We start from the raw sequence: 16,574 nt of genomic DNA on the forward strand, positions 1-16,574 counted from the left end.
CCGTTTCGTGAGCAGGTCATGGGTCTTCGGTGACGCGGTCTCTGGTTCGAAGATCCACGGCCCGACAGAGTCGATCACACAAGCCGAACTGAAGAGGACCCCCGATGCGAAACCTAGCGAGACTGTCCGCCACCGGAGCAACCGCCGCCCTCCTTGCCGCGAGCATCGTCGCCCCCGCGCAGGCGGCGGCCACCTCATGGAGTGCCTGCCCCGGCGGGCCCGGTGTCGACGCACGGCAGGAATGCGCCACCCTTCAGGTCCCCCTGGACTACCAGGCGGCCGGCGGGCCGACGATCTCGCTGGCCGTGTCGCGGATCAGGACCGCCAAGCCCGCCTCACGCCGTGGCGTGCTGCTGCTCATCCCCGGCGGGCCGGGCAGCCCTGGCCTGAACCGGCCCAGCGCCCTGGTCAAGAAGCTGCCGCAGGACGTGCTCGACCGCTACGACATCGTCGGGTTCGACCCGCGCGGTGTGGGCCAGAGCTCACCGGTCTCGTGCGGGCTCGAGACCCGTGACCTCTCGCTCACCAGGCTCAAGCCGTATCCCGACGCCGACGGCGGCATCGCGGAGAACGCCGCCTGGTCACGCCGGATCGCCGAGGCCTGCGCCCGCAACGGGGGGCCGCTCATCCGGCACATCTCCACCCGCAACGAGGCCCGGGACATCGACGGCATCCGCCGGGCGCTGGGCGAGCGGAAGATCTCCTACTGGGGCGTTTCCTACGGCACCTACGCGGGCGCCGTCTACGCCACCATGTTCCCCGAGCGCACCGACCGGGTCGTCCTGGACAGCAACGACGATCCCGATCCGAACCGGGTGGCGCGGCAGTGGCTGGCCAACTACACCGTCGGCGTGGAGGACCGCTTCCCCGACTTCGCCGCCTGGGCCGCGGCCCGTGACGGCGAGTACGGCCTCGGCACCGACGCGGCGGCGGTCCGCCAGACCTTCCTCAAGCTCGCCGCCGACCTGGACCGCGAGCCCCTGCCGTGGCCGGGGGCCAATCCCGCGGAGCTGAACGGCAACCTCCTCCGGGAGACCATGCTCAACGCGCTCTACTCCGACGCGAACTTCCCCATGCTGGCCGGGCTCATGCGAGCCGCCCTGACCACGGGCGAACTGCCCCCGTCGAACACACCGCCGGCGGCCGCCCTGCAGAACACCGCCGCCACCGCCGGCGCCACCATGTGCAACGACGTCGAGTGGCCGGACTCGGTCGCCGCGCACCAGCGGCAGGTGGCGCGTGACCGGATCGCCCACCCGCTGACCGCGGGCATGCCGGTCAACATGGGGCCGTGCGCGTACTGGCCGGTCAAGCCCGCCGAGCGGCCCGTACGGGTCGGCTCGCACGGCCCGGCCAACGTGCTGCTCATCCAGAACCTGCGTGACCCGTCGACGCCGTACAGCGGCGCGCTGAAGATGCGCCAGGCGTTCGGGCAGCGGGCCCGCATGGTCAGCGTCGACTCCGGCGGCCACGGCGTCTACCTGGCCAACGGCAACGCCTGCGGCGACCGGTCCGTGACCGACTTCCTGACCACCGGGCGTCTGCCGCTCCACGACAAGAACTGCTAGCTCTCCGCTCTGCAGGCGTGGAGGGAAGCGCGGGCCGCCTCCTCCAGGAGGGTGAGGTCACTGGCGACGGAGGCGAAGGTGAAGCCGCTCGCCAGGCGCATGGCCGCCTCCGGCCCGGAATGGCATTGGATGCCGCAGGCCATCCCAGCGGCCTTCGCCGCCGCGGTGATCCGGTCCAGCGCCTCGGCGAAGCCCTCGACCTCGGCTCCCGGCCGGGGTGCGCCGAGAGCCAGCGCGAGATCGGCCGGCCCGACGTAGACGCCGTCGAGGCCGGGGGTACGGCAGATCTCCTCGATCGCCTCCAGGCCGCCGAGAGTCTCGATCATGACGATGCAGGCGATCGCCTCGTCGGCCTCCCTGGGATCGGGCCCGATGCGCAGACTCGACCTGAACGGCCCGAAGCTGCGCCCGCCGGTCGGCGCGTAGCGGCAGGCGTGTACGGCCGCGGCGGCCTCCTCCGCCGAGTCGACCAGCGGGACGATCACCCCCTGTGCCCCCGCGTCGAGCGCGCGACCGATATGGGTGAGGTCGTTCGTGGCGACCCTGGCCACCATCACGCCCCCGCCCGCGTCGGCGGCGACGGCGCAGGCCAGGTACCCGGCGTAGTCGATCAGCCCGTGCTGCAGGTCCAGGCACAGATAGTCGTAGCCGAGCCCGGCGAGGCGCTCGGTCGCGATGGGGTTAGCGGTCACCTGCCAGAATCCGGCCAGCCGCTCCCGTTCACGCAGGCGTTGGGCGAATCTCATGACGAGCTCCTATCGGTTGCGGGGCCGATGTTGCTCTTCAGATGATCGACGCTGGAGGAGCCGAGGAGAACCCCGTTCACGACCGGGCGGCTGACCTGCCTGCCCGCTCAGGCGCCGCCCGCGCACAGTCCGCCATCGATGGTGACGATGACGCCGCTGGTGTAGGCGGAGCGGTCGGAGGCGAGGAACGCCATCATGTCGGCGATCTCCCGCGGCTTGGCCGGCCGGCCGAGCGGGAACCGCGTCGCCGCCTCCCGGAAGCGGTCGCTGGTGGCGATGAGCTTGGCGATCCGCTCGGTCTCGACCGGCCCCGGGTTGATCCCCACCACGCGGATGTTGTCACGCAGGCTGCGCCCGCCGAGCGCCCGGGTGAACGCCATGAGCGCGGCGTTACCGGCACTTCCGGCGATGTACGCGGAGTCGACCCGCTCCCCCGCGGCGCCGATGTCATTGATGATCACCCCGTGCCCGCGGGCCTTCATCTGGGCGTAGACGAGCCGCGTGAGGTTGATGTAGCCGAACACCTTCAGCTCCCACCCCTCCCGCCAGGTCCGCTCGTCCACCTCGTCCAGCGAACCGGCCGGGATGTCACCCGCGTTGTTGATCAAGATGTCGATGTCCGGGACGGCCTCGGCCAGGGAGCTGACGCCCTCGGGCCGCCGCAGGTCGACCGGATGCACGGTGACCTCGACACCGTGCGCCGCCCGTAGCCGCTCGGCCACCTCGTCCAGAGCGGCCTTGTCCCGCGCGGCCAGGTGCAGGTGACAGCCCTCCTCGGCCAGCACCTCGGCGGCCGCCGCGCCGATCCCCTTCGAGCCGCCGGTGACGAGCGCGCTCCTGCCATGTAGCCGAAGATCCATGACCAGCCCCATTCCCTTACCTAGTGGAAACTAGGTACAGCGTTACCTAGTCTCTACTAGGTTGTCAACGGGAGGCTCCTTGACCAGGAAGAGGCTGACACCCCAGGCCCGGCGCGAGGTGATCGAGCGCGCCGCCACAGAGGTGTTCGCCGAGCGCGGCTACCACGGCGCCTCGGTCGAGGAGATCGCCAAGCGCTCGGGCATCTCGGTGCCGGTCCTGTACGACCACTTCCCCGGCAAACTGGAGCTGCACCGGCACCTGCTGCAGCGGCATTTCGCCGACCTACGGGCGATCTGGCACCGCCACCTGCCCGGCGCGGGCCCGGCCGACCAGCGCATCTCACTCACCATCGACGACTGGCTCGGCTATATCGAGCAGCACCCGTACGCCTGGCGGATGCTCTTTCGCGACACCACCGGCCAAGACGAGATCGAAGACCTCCGCCGCCAGGTCGAGGCCGAGAGCCGGGCGCTGATCCTGCCGATGTTCGCCCGCGAGTACGACGCGGACGGCGTCGAGCTGGAGCTCGCCTGGGAAGCCTGGCGCGCCGCCATCCAAGGGCTGGCTCTGTGGTGGTACGACCACCGCGACATCCCCCGCCACCAGGTCGTCACCGCCGCGATGAACGCCCTGTGGCTCGGCCTGGACCGCCTACGACAAGGCGAGAGCTGGCACGGCGGCGGCTGAGTAGCAGAAAAAAATCATCATCCGTATACGCAGGTCGCGCAGGCAACCGATCGGCCCGGTTTCGGGACGATCCCGCCACAGAGGGCTCACAGTGCGCGCAGCGTGCGCAGCCCGTTCGTGCTCTCGCGGGCGATGGCGTCCAGGGCGGCCTGCGAGGCGGCGTCGGCGGCGCGGTAGATGACGAGCCGCTGATCGGGGTCCTGCAGCGGATTGAGCACTTCGAAGTCGATGGTGAGCGGCCCCACCCGGGGGTGGCGCAGACGTTTGTGGCCTCGCCCGTTCACTTTGACGTCGCGCATCCCCCACAAGCGAACGAAGTCCTCGCTTCGTGCCGTCAACTCGGTGACCAGGCCGTCGAGGGCGGCGTCGCTGGAGTGCGCGGCCCAGGCCGCGCGCAGGTCGGCGATGCCTTCGCGCAGCACTTGCTCGCGGTCGCGGAAGAGGTCGCGGAAGTCCGGGTGGAGGAAGCAGAGCCAGAGCGAGTTGCGCTGCTCGTCCGGCAGAGCGGCGAAGTCCAGCAGCAGCCCGGCCATCTCGGCGTTCCAGGCGAGGATGTCGAACCGGTGGTTGAGCAGCATGCACGGCAGCGGTGACAGGTCGTGAACCAGCCGGGCCAGCAGACCGGGGTCCTGATCGACCGGGCGGGGCCGGGTCACGGGTCGTTGCTGGGCCAGGTCGAACAGGTAGGCCCGCTCGTCGTCGGTCAGCCGCAGGGCCCGGGCGAGCGCCTCGAGCACCTCTGGCGAGGGGTGCAGGCCGCGCCCCTGCTCCAGCCGGACCACGTAGTCGACGCTGACTCCGGCCAGCTCCGCGACCTCTTCCCGGCGAAGGCCCGGGGTGCGGCGCGTACGTCCGCTCGCCGGGAGTGCCAACTCGTCCGGAGTCAGCCGCTCGCGGCGGGTCCGCAAGAACGCCGCCAGCTCATGAGTCACGTCCACTTCGCTGCTCACCACCTCGATCTTACCGTCGGGCTGCCTGGGAACGGCAGTCCCAGGATGGGCCTTCACTGGTTCGCCGCCTGCGGCCGCGACAACCTGTGGTGAGCGGCTCGGAACGCGGCGGCGGCCGAGCCCGCCGATGACATACGCCGCCGCCACCTGTCTGGAGGCCATCGTGGCTGGATCTGTCGCTCTCGACGTCTACCGACTATTGGGCCGCTCCGGCCTGCGGGTCTCCCCGCTGGCGCTGGGGACCATGACGTTCGGGTCGGACTGGGGCTGGGGCGCCGACAAGGACGAAGCACGCCAGATCTTCGACACGTACGTCGATCGAGGCGGCAACTTCCTTGATACGGCCAACCAGTACACCAACGGCACGGCCGAACAGTTGCTCGGCGAGTTCGCGCACGGGCGCCGCGAGCGCTTGGTGCTCGCCACCAAATACACCCTGGCCACCCGCCCCGGCGACCCGAACTCGGGCGGCAACCACCGCAAGAGCATGGTCCAGTCGGTGGAGACGAGCCTGCGCCGGTTGAACACCGACTACATAGACCTGCTCTACCTGCACGCCTGGGACGGCACCACGCCGGTCGAGGAGGTGCTGCGCGCCCTGGACGACCTCGTCCGCGCGGGCAAGGTGCTCTATGTCGGCATCTCCGACACGCCGGCGTGGCAGATCTCGCGGATGCAGGCGATCGCCGAGCTACGCGGCTGGGCCCCGCTGATCGCGCTGCAGATCGAGTACAGCCTGGTCGAACGGACCGTGGAGCGCGATCTCATCCCGATGGCGCGTGAGATGGGGCTCGGCGTGATCCCCTGGTCACCGCTGGCCAGCGGCGTACTGACCGGCAAGTACACCACCGCGGACCTCGACCACGCGGGCGCCTCGGCCGCGCCCGAGGGGACGCGCAAGAATGTCGCGGCGGCCAACGGCGCCTTGACCGAACGCGCTCTCGCCATCGCCGACGTGGTGAAGGACATCGCCTCACAGAAGGGGACGACACCCGCGCAGGTCGCGCTCGCCTGGACGCTGCTCGATTCGGCGGTCACCGCGCCGATCATCGGGGCGAGAACCCTGGCGCAGCTGGAGGACAACCTGGGTGCCCTGGACGTGCGCTTCACCGAGGACGAACTGACCGCCCTCGACGAGGCCAGCGCCGTCGAACTCGGCTTCCCCCACGAGTTCCTGACCCGGCCGATGCCGCGCCACGTCATGTTCGGCGGGGCCAAGCTGGCGATCGACCATCACGGTTGATCACAGGTCCAGGACGAGCTCGTCGCGGGGCTGAGAGCAGCAGATCAGGACGTTGTCCCGGGCCGGCACGTCGACCGGTTCTGGTGAGTAGTCGACGCTTCCGGACAGCAGGCCGCTCTCGCAGCTGTGGCAGACGCCCGTACGGCAGGACCAGCGGGTGGGCACGTCGCAGGCCTCCGCGAGTTCGAGCAGGCTCGCGTAGGCGGGATCCCAGCCCACGGTCAGGCCGCTGCGCGCGAACGAGATCCGCGGGCCCGTGCCGGGCGGACCCGCCGGCGGGTGCACCGGCCGTGCGGGGACGCTGGTCAGGCCGGGGTTCAGGGCAGGTCCCGTACCGAAGATCTCGGTGTGTACGCCGGCGGGGGCGAGGTCGGACGAGGCCAGGGCGGCGGGGAGTTCGTTCATGAACGCGGCGGGGCCGCACAGGTAGACCTGGGCGGCTCGTGGAGCGCCGACGGCGCTGAGCAGGTCGAGGGACAGCCGGCCCACGGTCTGGTAGTCGACGCCCTGGCGGTCGCCGGGCGCCGGACGGCTGTAGCAGATGTGCCGGTGCGCGTTGGGGAGCCGGGCCAGCAGGTCGCGGCTCTCCTGGGCGAAGGGGTGCTCGGTGCCGTCGCGCGTTCCGTACAACCACCAGACCTCACGGGGGGAACGCGCGGCGACCAGCGCGTACAGCATGGCCAGGACGGGGGTGACGCCGATGCCCGCGGAGACCAGCAGGACCGGCGCGTCGCCGGCGTCCAGGGTGAAGGCGCCACGCGGCGCCGCGAATTCGAAGACGTCGCCCACGCGCACGTGAGCGCGGAGATAGCCGCTGGCGACCCCGTGCGGATCCTGCTTGACGCTGATGCGGTACGCGGCGGCGTCCGGGGGACCGGACAGCGAATAGCTGCGGATGAGGGGAGGGCCGCCGCCGTCCGGGCGCAGCCGTACGGTGAGGAACTGGCCGGGCAGCGCCAACGGCAGTGGCGTGCCGTCGATGCCGGCCAGTGTCAGGGAGAACACGCTCCTGCTCTCCGCGTCGATACGGGTGACCCGCAGCGGCCGGAACCCCTCCCAGGCAGGCGGCGGCCCACCGGCGGAGACAGGCACCAGCCCCGCGTTGCCGGCCGGTTCGCCGTCGGGCTGGTCGAGCAGGGCCCGGAAGGAGGCCTGCCAGCCGGGGCTGAGAGCGGGGATGCGCAGCGCGCGGGCCACTCGCTCGCGGGAGTGGCCGGGCAGGTACAGCAGGGCGTCGATCTCGGCGACGGTCATGCCTTCCGGGCCGGAGGCGATCTTGACGATCTCCTGCCCCGCCGCCACCCGGCCCTCGGTGATGACCCGGAGGTAGAAGCCGGGACGCCGGTGGGAGACGAGCAGGGCGGGCAGTCGGGGCTCGCCCATCCGCAGGCCCACCCGGTAGCAGGTGACGCGCGGCTGGGTGACCTCGAACACCGCCTCGCCGATCCGGTAGCGGTCGCCGACGCACACCTCGTCGTCGGGCAGGCCGTCAACGGTGAAGTTCTCCCCGAACTGCCCGAAGGTGAAGTCGTCGCGCCCGAACTGTTCCTGCCAGTAGCGGTAGGAGTCGATCTGGTAGACGAGCACCGCGCGCTGCTCACCGCCGTGCCCGTCGAGGTCTCCCTGGCCGTCCCCGTCGATGTTGAGCCGGCGTACCATCCGGGGCCCGGTGACAGGCCGCTTCCACACACCGGTGTGTACGGTCCTGCCATGCCAGGAGACGTCCTGTGGCAGGCCCACGTTGATCGCCAGCAGCTTGGCGCGGCCGTTCATCGCGAAAACGAACTCCGAGAACTATCGTGACAAACCACCACAAAGACTACCAAGCCCCAGTGCTGTGACTGGGTATAAAGGGCCTCATGGCATGCCGCATCAGTGAACTCGTCCTCAACTGCCGCGACCCTGAGCGCCTCGCCGCGTTCTGGTGCGAGGTGCTCGGCTACGTGGTGCTCGACCGTGAAGAGGGCAGCATCGAGATCGGCCCGAAGGAGGGATTCGGCGGGCTACAGCCGACCATCATCCTCAGCCCGAGCGACAACCCGAAGACGGGCCGGCTTCCGCTGCATATCGACGTGAACCCCACTGACCGGGACCAGGCCGCCGAGCTCGACCGGCTGCTGGCCATCGGCGCCAGGTTCGCCGACGTCGGGCAGACGGGTGAGGAGTCCTGGCACGTGCTGGCCGACCCCGAGGACAACGAGTTCTGCCTGCTCCGCCGGCAACTGGACGTCACGTGACCGCGTTGATCTCCACAATCAAGGACGTCAGCAGGCCGATTCCCGACCGGCCGCCGAGAGGCCGGCCGGTACGGTACGAGTCATGCGTGCCGATGAAGCGGCATCGGTGATCCTCGCCGCACTGGTGACGCTGTCCACCGCGTGCGGCGGCGCGACTCCGTCCGCACCGCACCCCACCACCCCGAGGCTCGCCGTCCCGGCGACCGGACGGGTCACACCGACGCCCGCGCTGGCCGGGAAGACGGTGGTGATCGACCCCGGCCACAACGGTGGCAACGCGGCGCACCCAGAAGTGATCAACCGGCAGGTCGACATCATCACGCAGCGGAAGCCGTGCAACACGACGGGGACCGAGACCGACGCCGGATACCCCGAGCACGCGTTCACCTGGGACGTGGCGGGCAAGCTCCGGCCGCTGCTGGAGAAGATGGGGGCGAAGGTGGTGCTGACCCGGCCCAACGACACCGGCGTCGGGCCGTGCGTCACCGAGCGGGCCGCCATCGGCAACCACGCGAAAGCGGACGCGGTCCTGTCCATCCACGGGGACGGCGCGACCGCGAGCGGGCACGGGTTCCATGTGATCCTGCCCGGCCTGGTGAAAGGGCACAACGACGCGATCATCCAGCCGTCCCGGCGGCTCGGCGTCATCATCAGGAACGCCTATCGGAGCGGCACCGGCCTCCCCTACTCCACGTACCGAGGCAGGAACGCGCTGGAGACCCGCACCGACCTGGGCGGACTGAACCTGTCGACCCGCCCGGCGGTGTTCGTCGAGTGCGGCAACATGCGCAACCGCGGCGACGCCGCCAAGATGTCGGACCCCGCTTTCCGCGAACGCATCGCCACTTCCCTGGCCGCGGGCCTCACGAAGTACCTCACCGGCTGATCGGACCCCGTACTCTTTCCGGGTGATTAAGGGCAGACGCGGAGACCAGGAGGTCATTGACGGCCTGTTGGAGAGCGCGCGTGCGGGGCGCAGCGGCGCTCTTGTGATCTACGGCGATCCGGGCATCGGCAAGAGCGCCCTGCTGCGCAGCACCGCCGAGCGGGCCGCCGATCTGCGGGTGCTCCGCAGCGTCGGGGTGGAGACCGAGGCCGAGCTCCCGTTCGCGGCGCTGCACCAGTTGCTGCGGCCGGAGCTGGCTCGCGCGGAGGCGCTGCCCGAGCGGCAGGCACTCGCGCTGAAAAGCGCGCTCGGCCTGGGCGGGGCCGCGGGCGAGGACCGTTTCCTCATCGGGCTCGCGACGCTGTCCCTGCTGTCCGAGATCGCCGAGGACGGCCCGCTGCTCTGCCTGGTGGACGACGCGCAGTGGCTGGACCGGGCCTCCGCGGACGCGCTGCTGTTCGCGGCCAGGCGGCTCGACGCCGAGGGCGTCGCACTGCTCTTCGCCGCACGTGACGGGTTCAGCGCGCCGAGCCTGCCGGAGCGCCGGCTGGGCCCGCTCGACGCCGAGTCGGCGGCCGAGCTGCTGACCGAACGTGACCCGCACCTGGCGGAAGGAGTGAGAAGCCGGATCCTGGCCGAGAGCCGCGGCAACCCGCTCGCGCTGATCGAGCTGCCGCGCACCGCCGACCCGTACACCCTGATGCCGCTGCCGCGCCGGATCCAGGAGGCGTACGCGACCCGCATCGCGGAGCTGCCGGCCGGAGCCCAGCTGATGATCCTGCTCGCCGCCGTCGAGGACACCGGCGACCTGGGCACGGTGCTGCGCGCGGCCCAGCGGCTCGGGCTCGGCGCCGAGTCACTCGGTACGGCCGAGCGGGCCGGCTTCCTCGCGCCCAGCGGTGGCGGCGTCACCTTCGTACACCCGCTCATGCGGGCCGCCGCCGTCCACTCGGCCGCCTTCGACCAGCGGCTGGTCGCGCACCGGGCGCTGGCCGACGTACTGGACGACCAGGACGACAGGCGGGCCTGGCACCTGGCCGCGGTCGCGCTGGGACCCGACGAGCAGGTCGCCGTCGCGCTGGAACGGGCCGCGGACCGGGCCCGGACACGGCACGGCCACGCGGCGGCGGCGGCCGCGCTCGAACGCGCCGCCGAACTCACCACCGACCAGGGGGCGCTGGCCAGACGGCTGACGGAGGCGGCCGTGGCCGCCGCGGACGCGGGGCTGCCCGACCGAGCCCAGGCGCTCGCGGAAAGGGCCGCCCGCCTCGTCGAAGACCCGCGCTCCATCGCCAGGCTCGCCGGGCTCCGCGCCAGGGTCGCCTTCGAACGCGGCTCCGTCCACACCGCCCACGACATCCTGCTCTCCGGTGCGGACCGGGTCGCCGAGCTGGACCCGGTCGCCGCCGGTCTCATGCTCGTCGACGCGGGGCGCAACGCCTGGCAGCTCAGCGACCCACAGCGGGTCGAGGAGGCAGCCGTACGGCTCCGCCGCCTGCCCCTGCGCGAGGAGGACGGTCTGGACACCGCCGTGGACGCGGTCGCGGCGGCCGCCGAATCGCTCAACCACGGCCCGGCCAGAGCGTTGCCCGGCATGCGCCCGCTGGTGCTCGACGCGCGCGGTATCGAGCGCGGCTCCTACGGTCTGCGGGTCAACGGCGCGTTCGTGGCCGGACTGGTGGGCGAGTTCGAGTGGCAGCGGGAGATCTCGGCGGCGCTGGTCGAGGAGTGCGGCGCGCTCGGCATGACCGGCTGGCTGCCGATCGCGCACGTGACACTGGCCGCGTCCGCGGTCTATCTCGGCCGGTTCGCCGACGCCGAAGCCGATGCCACCGAAGGGCTGCGGATCGCCAGGGATTTCGGCCAGCCGCACCGGACCGGCTACCTGGAGGGCATGCTGGCCTGGATCGCCGCCGTAGAGGGCGACGACGCCCGGTGCGCGGAGCTGGCCGGGCGCTGTGCCGAGCATTTCGCCGTGACCGGGATCGCCAACGGTGTGGCCTGGTCGGAGTGGGCCCAGGCGATGCTCGATCTGAGTCGCGGCCGCCACACGCAGGCGCTGGACCGGCTGGAGTCCGCTCTCGCGGGGCCGGTGCGCCACCAGATCCAGGCCGTCTACTTCGCTCCCGACCAGGTCGAGGCGGCCGTACGAGCGGGGCTGCCGGATCGGGCGAAGGAGCCGCTCGACCGGTTGGCGGAATGGGCGGGAGCCGCGCGGCTCGACTGGGCCGACGCGGTGCTGGCCCGCTGCCGCGCGCTCGTCGATCCGGGCGACGAGCTCTTCGCCGCCGCATCGCGGCCACACGGCCGGCCGATGGAGCGCGCCAGGACCGACCTGGTGTACGGCGAGTGGCTCCGCCGCGAGCGACGCAAGCGTGAGGCGCGCACCCGGCTGCGTGCCGCGCTGGAGACGTTCCAACGGCTCGGCGCCGTCCCGTGGGCCGAGCGGGCCGCCGCTGAGCTCCGCGCCGCCGGAGAGATCGTCGCCGCTCCCGCCGTCTCCGGCAAGCTGACCGAGCTGTCGCCACAGGAGCTGCAGATCGTCCGGCTGGCCGTGACGGGCCTGACGAACCGGGAGATCGGCGCCAGGCTCTTCGTCAGCCCCAAGACGGTCAGTTACCACCTCTACCGGGCCTTTCCCAAGCTCGGCGTCTCCTCCCGGGTGGAGCTGGCCCGGCTGGACCTAGGCGCGGCGTAGCGCGGGCGCCACGGCGGCGACGAGCGCGAGCACCACGCACCCGGCCGTCACCGCGCCGATCGCCGGCCAGGGCACGCTGATCGCGATCGGCCCGGCGATCCGCACCAGCGAGCTCCAGAGCCCGGCCAGACTGATCGCCGCGACGGCGGCGGCCAGCACCACGCCGATGGCCACGACCAGGAGCGCCTCGCCCGCGACGTACCTCACCACCTGGCCGCGGGTCGCGCCGAGCAGCCGCAGCGACGCCCGTTCCGCCGTCCGATCCGAGGCTGCCATCAGCAGGATGTTGACCAGCGCGATCGCGGTGTAGGCGAGGATGATGCCGAGCACCACCAGGAGCCCGAGCCGGCTGGCGGAGCCGCGCCGGTCGCCCGTCTCGCTCACCCAGGCGTCCTTGGTGAGCGCCCGCGCGTTGTGGCCTTGCGTGGACCGCCGCAGCGCGGACTCCACGTCCGGTGCCGGGGTTCCCGGCCGCAGCTTCACGTAGGCCGTGGTCACCGGCGCGGAGAAGGCGTGTGCCGTGGTGACGTAGGAGTCGGACGGCGCGTTCGGGGCGAGCAGCGCGACCACCTTGAGCGAGACCTCGCTGCCGTCGGCCCGCCACAGGTTCGCGGTCTGGCCGAGTTCGAGTTCCCACGTCTGCGAGACCGCGATGGTGCCGTCGTTCAGCTGGGCCAGAGACCCCTTGATCACCCGGACATCGAGCACGCTCCGGAGCTTGGCCGGGTCCACGGCCTCGGTCGGCCGCTTGATCAGCGCGGTCTTGCCCTCAAGGGTGTACAGGCTGGTCGGGGCCGTGGTCGCGACCTCCACGCCGTGGATGGCCCGCAGGCGCTCGACGAGTTGCCGATCCAGTCCCCCTGATCCTTCGGGGAGCACCAGGTAGTCGGCCAGCACCGGCGCCGCCTGCGTCGCGGTCTTCGCCGCGTCGGTCATCGCGGCCGCGCCGAGCAGCGCGGCGGCGAGTCCCACCGCCACCAGGACCGGTGCCGCCGTCGCCGCGGTCTGCCTGACGGAGGTGGCCGCAGCGGCGGGCACCAAGGTGGCGCCCGCACCGCGAAGGCGGCTCAGCGGTACGGCGAACAGCCTGGCGACCGGTCGCACTACTGCCGGGGCGAGCAGACCGACGCCCGCCACGAGCAGCATCAGGACCGGCATGAACGACTTGTTGTTGGCGGCGCCCTGCGGATCGGTCACGGCGTTCACCGCCATGCTGACCAGCGCGGCGCCGAACAACCCGCCGCCGACGAGCAGCCGCCCCCAGGTCATCACCCGAGGCTCGATCGCGGCCTCGCGCATGGCCTCCGCCGGGTGCACCCGGCCGGCCCGCCTGGCCGCGACGCTCACGCCGGCCAGCGCGACCACCACACTCGTGGCGAAGGCCGTGACCGCCGGCCAGGTCTGCGTGCTCGGCACCAGCCAGGCGGGTGCCATCCCGAGGCCGACCAGCCAATCCAGAATCGGCCCCGCGGCGTAGGGCCCGGCCAGCGCACCCAGCGCGGAGGCGGCCAGGGCGACGAACCCCGCCTCGCCGTACACCATGCGCCGCACCTGCCGGCGGGTCGCGCCGACGGTCCGCAGCAGCGCGAACTCGCGTCGCCGCTGCGCCACCGCGAACGCGAACGTCGACGACACCACGAAGACGGCGATGAACACGGCGAACCCGGCGGCGATGCCGACGATCGTGTTGGCGTTGTTGCGGGCCCGCTCGTCACCCTCGCGGTTGGGGTCGATCAGCGCCCGAGCCTGCCCGGTGAGCACCGGTACACCGCTCGGCTTCGTCCACAGGGCGAGCGCGTCGATGCGCGGGGACAGCCGGGCGGCCTGCTCGTCGGTGAAGAACACCGTGGGCGGCCCGTCCGTCACACCCACCACGGTGTACGGCTTCGCCCCCGACCGCGTGATCACGCTCACCTTGTCACCCACCCGGGTTTCCGCACGCACCTTCTCACCCGCCAGGGCCGCCGCGCTCACCGCGATCTCCCGCGAGGTCCGCGGCACCCGGCCCTCGGTCAGCCGCTGTGGCGCGGTACGGGACGCCGACCAGGGCCGGCCCACCGCGTCCTGGCCGCCCGCGACCTGGGCGGGGAAGATCCGGTCGACGACCGCGCCGGGGAAGCGGGCGGCCAGCTCGGCGGTCAGGCCGTGCCGCTCCGCCAGCGGCTGGCTCTGCCCGCCCTGCCAGGTGTCCACGTGCAGTCGCTCGTCGGGCACGACCACGTACGGCGCGGCGGCGTAACGCTGCGGGGCACGGTCGGGAGAGTTCACGGTGGTGGCCAGCACCTGGCCCATCGCGGCGATCAGCGCGGTGCCGAGCGCGAGCGCGAGGAAGGTGCCGAGGAAGGAGACCAGGCGGGTGCGCAGGGTGCTCCACGCGATGCTCAGCACGACTCCTCCAGCATCAGCATGCGGCCCGAGACGGCCTCGGCCGTGGGGTCGAGCAGCTGACCGCAGATCCGGCCGTCCGCCAGGAACAGCACCCGGTCGGCGTACGCCGCCGCGGCCGGGTCGTGGGTCACCATCACGATCGTCTGCGCGTGCCGGTCCACCAGCGAACGCAGCAGCCGCAGCACGTCCCGGCTGGTGTTGGTGTCCAGCGCGCCGGTCGGCTCGTCGGCGAAGAGCACGGCGGGCCTGGCGGCCAGCGCCCTGGCGATGGCCACGCGCTGCTGCTGGCCGCCGGAGAGTTCGGCGGGACGGTGGCCGGCCCGCTCCGCCAGGCCGACCGCGTCCAGGCTTTGTCGTACCAGCTCCCGGTCCACCCTGCGGCCCGCCAGCTTCAGTGGCAGCGCCACGTTCTGTGCCGCGGTCAGTGAGGGCAGCAGGTTGAACGACTGGAACACGAATCCGATGCGGTCGCGGCGCAGCAGGGTCAGCTTCCGCTCCGTCAACTGGGTCAGGTCCCTGCCGTCCACCGTGATCCGGCCCGACGTGGGCTTGTCCAGGCCGGCCGCACACTGCAACAACGTGGACTTGCCCGATCCGGACGGCCCCATCACGGCGGTGAACGTGCCCCTGCCGAACCCGATGGTCACGTCGTCGAGCGCGGTGACACCGTGCGCGTAGTGCTTCGTGACCGCCGTCAGCTCGACCGCGGAGTCCAGGGCTTCCATGAGTTTCACGAGCAGAACGCTAGGGACGCCAGGTCGCCGCCGGTACCGGACAAGTGACTAGGATCCGGCGCGTCAGGCGGCCCTAATCGCACTGGCGGGTCGAGACCCGCTTCGTGGTTTCACTCGCGGCGTTGGTGATGGGCAGGAGTTCCTCGGTGGGCAGCGCGAACCCGCGGTTCGGGTCACTGATCGCCCCGGCGAAGACCATCCCGGCGACCGTACCCTCCGGAACGATCAGTGGCGCGCCGCTCAATCCGGGGCTCACGTCGGCGGAGATGCTGAGGACCGTCCGGGTCACATCGTGTTCGCGGTAGATGTCCGGGCCCTCTGCCTCGACGGTCTGTTCTATCGCGGCCGGCAGTCCCACCGCCTGCTTCGCGTCCTTCGGATAGCCGATCAGATGGGCCGCGCCGCGCGTCGCTCCGTCGATGAGCAGCGGATGCGCGGGCAGATCTGGTACGTACAGGACCGCGACATCGACCTCCGGATCGAAGGCGACGACACGGGCCTCATATGCCTTGCCGTCGTGGGCGGTCACGGTGAGGGACTCGGTGACGCCGGCCACCACGTGCGCAGGCGTCACCACCCGATGGAGGGTGAAGACGAAACCCGTACCCTCGATCTGCTTGTCGCACGACGTCGCGCGTCCCGAGAGGCGCACCACGCTCTGCTTCTCACTGGCGAACTTCGCCGGGCTCACGACCTCACCGGTGGGCGCCGGGTTGAGGAAGGGCAGCGCCCAGGGCACCGCACTCGAGCACCCGGCCAGGACGAGCAGGATCGGTAACCAGAGCAGGCGCATCAGGCCATGCCTCTCTCTTGACAGCGCGTGTAGGGTTCCGTAAGCGCTTGATCACGATTCGCGACAAAGGTGATTCGCATGTCATATCCCTCCCATGACCGCCATGATCGCCACTCCGGGTCGGCCCGCTTCAGGGTCAACCCGGCGCGAGTGTGGGGAGGTGGCGTGGCCGCCGCCGTGGTGGCCGCACTGATCGTGGTGGTCGGAGTCATGATCAGCGGCCGGCTCCTGGGCATCCGCGTGCTCACTCCCGCCGGGACCTCCGCGTACGGCAGCGCGGCGACCACGGGATACGCGATCACGGCCGCCGCTGCCGCACTTGTCGCCACACTGCTGCTGTACCTTCTCATGCTGTCGACGCCGGAGCCGACCAAGTTCTTCGCCTGGATCGCCGGGCTTTTCGCGGTGATCATCACGATCCTGCCGTTCATGTACACCGCCGACATCATCAAGCAGGTCGCCACGGCCATCATCAACCTCGTCATCGGCATCGCCATCGCCTCGCTGCTGACCTCGATCGGTCGCACGGCCATCGAGGAGATGCCGGATCCTGAGCCGTACCCGTACGAGCAGCCCCGCGGGTACGAGCAGCCTCGCGGATATGAGCAGCGGGAATACGAGCAGCGCAGGTACGAGCGCCCGCGTGAGTACGAGCAGCGTGGATACGAGCAGCGCGGCGGATACGAGCGCCGGGACCACGACCCGTACAGCTGAGCTGCAGGAGTCAGACACCGTTCGCTCCTGCCGGTAGCCGGGAATCGCGTCCAGAACGCCGACGACGCT

At 71.4% G+C, this 16,574-nt stretch carries 14 protein-coding genes; 7 read left to right on the top strand and 7 right to left on the bottom strand.

Going from position 1 to position 16,574, the window contains the following annotated elements; genetic code table 11:
* The first annotated feature begins 104 nt into the window (after nucleotides 1-104).
* Nucleotides 105-1,568: an alpha/beta hydrolase gene (locus ACGFNP_RS22005; protein WP_393321315.1), complete on the top strand. Its 1,464-nt coding sequence runs from the start codon at nucleotides 105-107 to the stop codon at nucleotides 1,566-1,568.
* Here the strand turns inward: ACGFNP_RS22005 and ACGFNP_RS22010 are convergent.
* Both ACGFNP_RS22010 and ACGFNP_RS22015 read right to left on the bottom strand, forming a co-directional pair.
* On the bottom strand, nucleotides 1,565-2,314 hold the full coding sequence (locus ACGFNP_RS22010) for an HpcH/HpaI aldolase/citrate lyase family protein (RefSeq protein WP_393321318.1): 750 nt from the start codon (nucleotides 2,312-2,314) through the stop codon (nucleotides 1,565-1,567). The two genes, ACGFNP_RS22005 and ACGFNP_RS22010, sit on opposite strands and share 4 nt — an antisense overlap.
* 107 nt (nucleotides 2,315-2,421) lie before the next feature.
* Complete coding sequence (locus ACGFNP_RS22015; RefSeq protein ID WP_393321321.1) at nucleotides 2,422-3,174, bottom strand: SDR family oxidoreductase; 753 nt, start codon at nucleotides 3,172-3,174, stop codon at nucleotides 2,422-2,424.
* A 79-nt stretch (nucleotides 3,175-3,253) separates the two neighbouring features.
* Between ACGFNP_RS22015 and ACGFNP_RS22020 the strand changes: the two genes are divergently transcribed.
* Complete coding sequence (locus ACGFNP_RS22020) at nucleotides 3,254-3,862, top strand: TetR/AcrR family transcriptional regulator (RefSeq protein ID WP_393321324.1); 609 nt, start codon at nucleotides 3,254-3,256, stop codon at nucleotides 3,860-3,862.
* Nucleotides 3,863-3,948: 86 nt separating this feature from the next.
* Here ACGFNP_RS22020 and ACGFNP_RS22025 read toward each other — a convergent pair whose 3' ends face one another.
* Nucleotides 3,949-4,812 (bottom strand): helix-turn-helix transcriptional regulator, encoded by an 864-nt coding sequence (locus ACGFNP_RS22025; RefSeq protein ID WP_393321327.1) that lies wholly within the window; start codon nucleotides 4,810-4,812, stop codon nucleotides 3,949-3,951.
* A gap of 163 nt (nucleotides 4,813-4,975) precedes the next feature.
* Here ACGFNP_RS22025 and ACGFNP_RS22030 point away from each other — a divergent pair, with 163 nt between their 5' ends.
* On the top strand, nucleotides 4,976-6,055 hold the full coding sequence (locus tag ACGFNP_RS22030) for an aldo/keto reductase (RefSeq protein WP_358339934.1): 1,080 nt from the start codon (nucleotides 4,976-4,978) through the stop codon (nucleotides 6,053-6,055).
* Here ACGFNP_RS22030 and ACGFNP_RS22035 read toward each other — a convergent pair whose 3' ends face one another.
* A complete protein-coding gene (locus ACGFNP_RS22035) occupies nucleotides 6,056-7,828 on the bottom strand; it encodes an MOSC domain-containing protein (protein WP_393321330.1) in 1,773 nt (590 codons plus the stop codon).
* An 86-nt stretch (nucleotides 7,829-7,914) separates the two neighbouring features.
* Here ACGFNP_RS22035 and ACGFNP_RS22040 point away from each other — a divergent pair, with 86 nt between their 5' ends.
* The 3 genes from ACGFNP_RS22040 (at nucleotide 7,915) to ACGFNP_RS22050 (ending at nucleotide 11,876) form a co-directional block, all read left to right on the top strand.
* Nucleotides 7,915-8,292, top strand: a complete 378-nt coding sequence (locus tag ACGFNP_RS22040; RefSeq protein WP_358339935.1) for a VOC family protein — start codon at nucleotides 7,915-7,917, stop codon at nucleotides 8,290-8,292.
* Between the two features lie 82 nt (nucleotides 8,293-8,374).
* Nucleotides 8,375-9,178, top strand: a complete 804-nt coding sequence (locus tag ACGFNP_RS22045; protein ID WP_393321334.1) for an N-acetylmuramoyl-L-alanine amidase — start codon at nucleotides 8,375-8,377, stop codon at nucleotides 9,176-9,178.
* 22 nt (nucleotides 9,179-9,200) lie between these two features.
* Nucleotides 9,201-11,876 (top strand): AAA family ATPase, encoded by a 2,676-nt coding sequence (locus tag ACGFNP_RS22050; RefSeq protein WP_393321337.1) that lies wholly within the window; start codon nucleotides 9,201-9,203, stop codon nucleotides 11,874-11,876.
* On the opposite strand, the gene ACGFNP_RS22055 is transcribed toward ACGFNP_RS22050, so the two are convergent.
* The 3 genes from ACGFNP_RS22055 to ACGFNP_RS22065 all read right to left on the bottom strand — a co-directional run bounded on the left by ACGFNP_RS22055 (nucleotide 11,862) and on the right by ACGFNP_RS22065 (nucleotide 15,791).
* The gene (locus ACGFNP_RS22055; RefSeq protein ID WP_393321340.1) at nucleotides 11,862-14,264 is read right to left on the bottom strand and encodes an FtsX-like permease family protein; all 2,403 of its coding nucleotides are present in this window, start codon (nucleotides 14,262-14,264) and stop codon (nucleotides 11,862-11,864) included. The two genes, ACGFNP_RS22050 and ACGFNP_RS22055, sit on opposite strands and share 15 nt — an antisense overlap.
* Nucleotides 14,258-14,989: an ABC transporter ATP-binding protein gene (locus tag ACGFNP_RS22060; protein WP_358340001.1), complete on the bottom strand. Its 732-nt coding sequence runs from the start codon at nucleotides 14,987-14,989 to the stop codon at nucleotides 14,258-14,260. The genes ACGFNP_RS22055 and ACGFNP_RS22060 overlap by 7 nt, the downstream gene beginning before the upstream one ends.
* A gap of 82 nt (nucleotides 14,990-15,071) precedes the next feature.
* Nucleotides 15,072-15,791 (bottom strand): trypsin-like peptidase domain-containing protein, encoded by a 720-nt coding sequence (locus tag ACGFNP_RS22065; protein WP_393321343.1) that lies wholly within the window; start codon nucleotides 15,789-15,791, stop codon nucleotides 15,072-15,074.
* Between the two features lie 78 nt (nucleotides 15,792-15,869).
* Between ACGFNP_RS22065 and ACGFNP_RS22070 the strand changes: the two genes are divergently transcribed.
* Nucleotides 15,870-16,505 carry a DUF6069 family protein gene (locus ACGFNP_RS22070; RefSeq protein WP_358339940.1) on the top strand — a complete coding sequence of 212 codons (636 nt, stop codon included), beginning with the start codon at nucleotides 15,870-15,872 and terminating at the stop codon, nucleotides 16,503-16,505.
* Nucleotides 16,506-16,574: the final 69 nt, after the last annotated feature.

It is taken from the genome of Nonomuraea sp. NPDC049269, assembly GCF_043197155.1.
Classification (GTDB): Bacteria; Actinomycetota; Actinomycetes; order Streptosporangiales; family Streptosporangiaceae; genus Nonomuraea.

Bases quoted from the DNA above. Each gene is read 5' to 3' on its own strand.
- ACGFNP_RS22005 (WP_393321315.1), top strand. From the start codon at position 105: ATGCGAAACCTAGCGAGACTGTCCGCCACCGGAGCAACCGCCGCCCTC.
- ACGFNP_RS22010 (WP_393321318.1), bottom strand. From the start codon at position 2,314: ATGAGATTCGCCCAACGCCTGCGTGAACGGGAGCGGCTGGCCGGATTC.
- ACGFNP_RS22015 (WP_393321321.1), bottom strand. From the start codon at position 3,174: ATGGATCTTCGGCTACATGGCAGGAGCGCGCTCGTCACCGGCGGCTCG.
- ACGFNP_RS22035 (WP_393321330.1), bottom strand. From the start codon at position 7,828: ATGAACGGCCGCGCCAAGCTGCTGGCGATCAACGTGGGCCTGCCACAG.
- ACGFNP_RS22040 (WP_358339935.1), top strand. From the start codon at position 7,915: ATGGCATGCCGCATCAGTGAACTCGTCCTCAACTGCCGCGACCCTGAG.
- ACGFNP_RS22045 (WP_393321334.1), top strand. From the start codon at position 8,375: ATGCGTGCCGATGAAGCGGCATCGGTGATCCTCGCCGCACTGGTGACG.
- ACGFNP_RS22060 (WP_358340001.1), bottom strand. From the start codon at position 14,989: ATGGAAGCCCTGGACTCCGCGGTCGAGCTGACGGCGGTCACGAAGCAC.
- ACGFNP_RS22065 (WP_393321343.1), bottom strand. From the start codon at position 15,791: ATGCGCCTGCTCTGGTTACCGATCCTGCTCGTCCTGGCCGGGTGCTCG.
- ACGFNP_RS22070 (WP_358339940.1), top strand. From the start codon at position 15,870: ATGTCATATCCCTCCCATGACCGCCATGATCGCCACTCCGGGTCGGCC.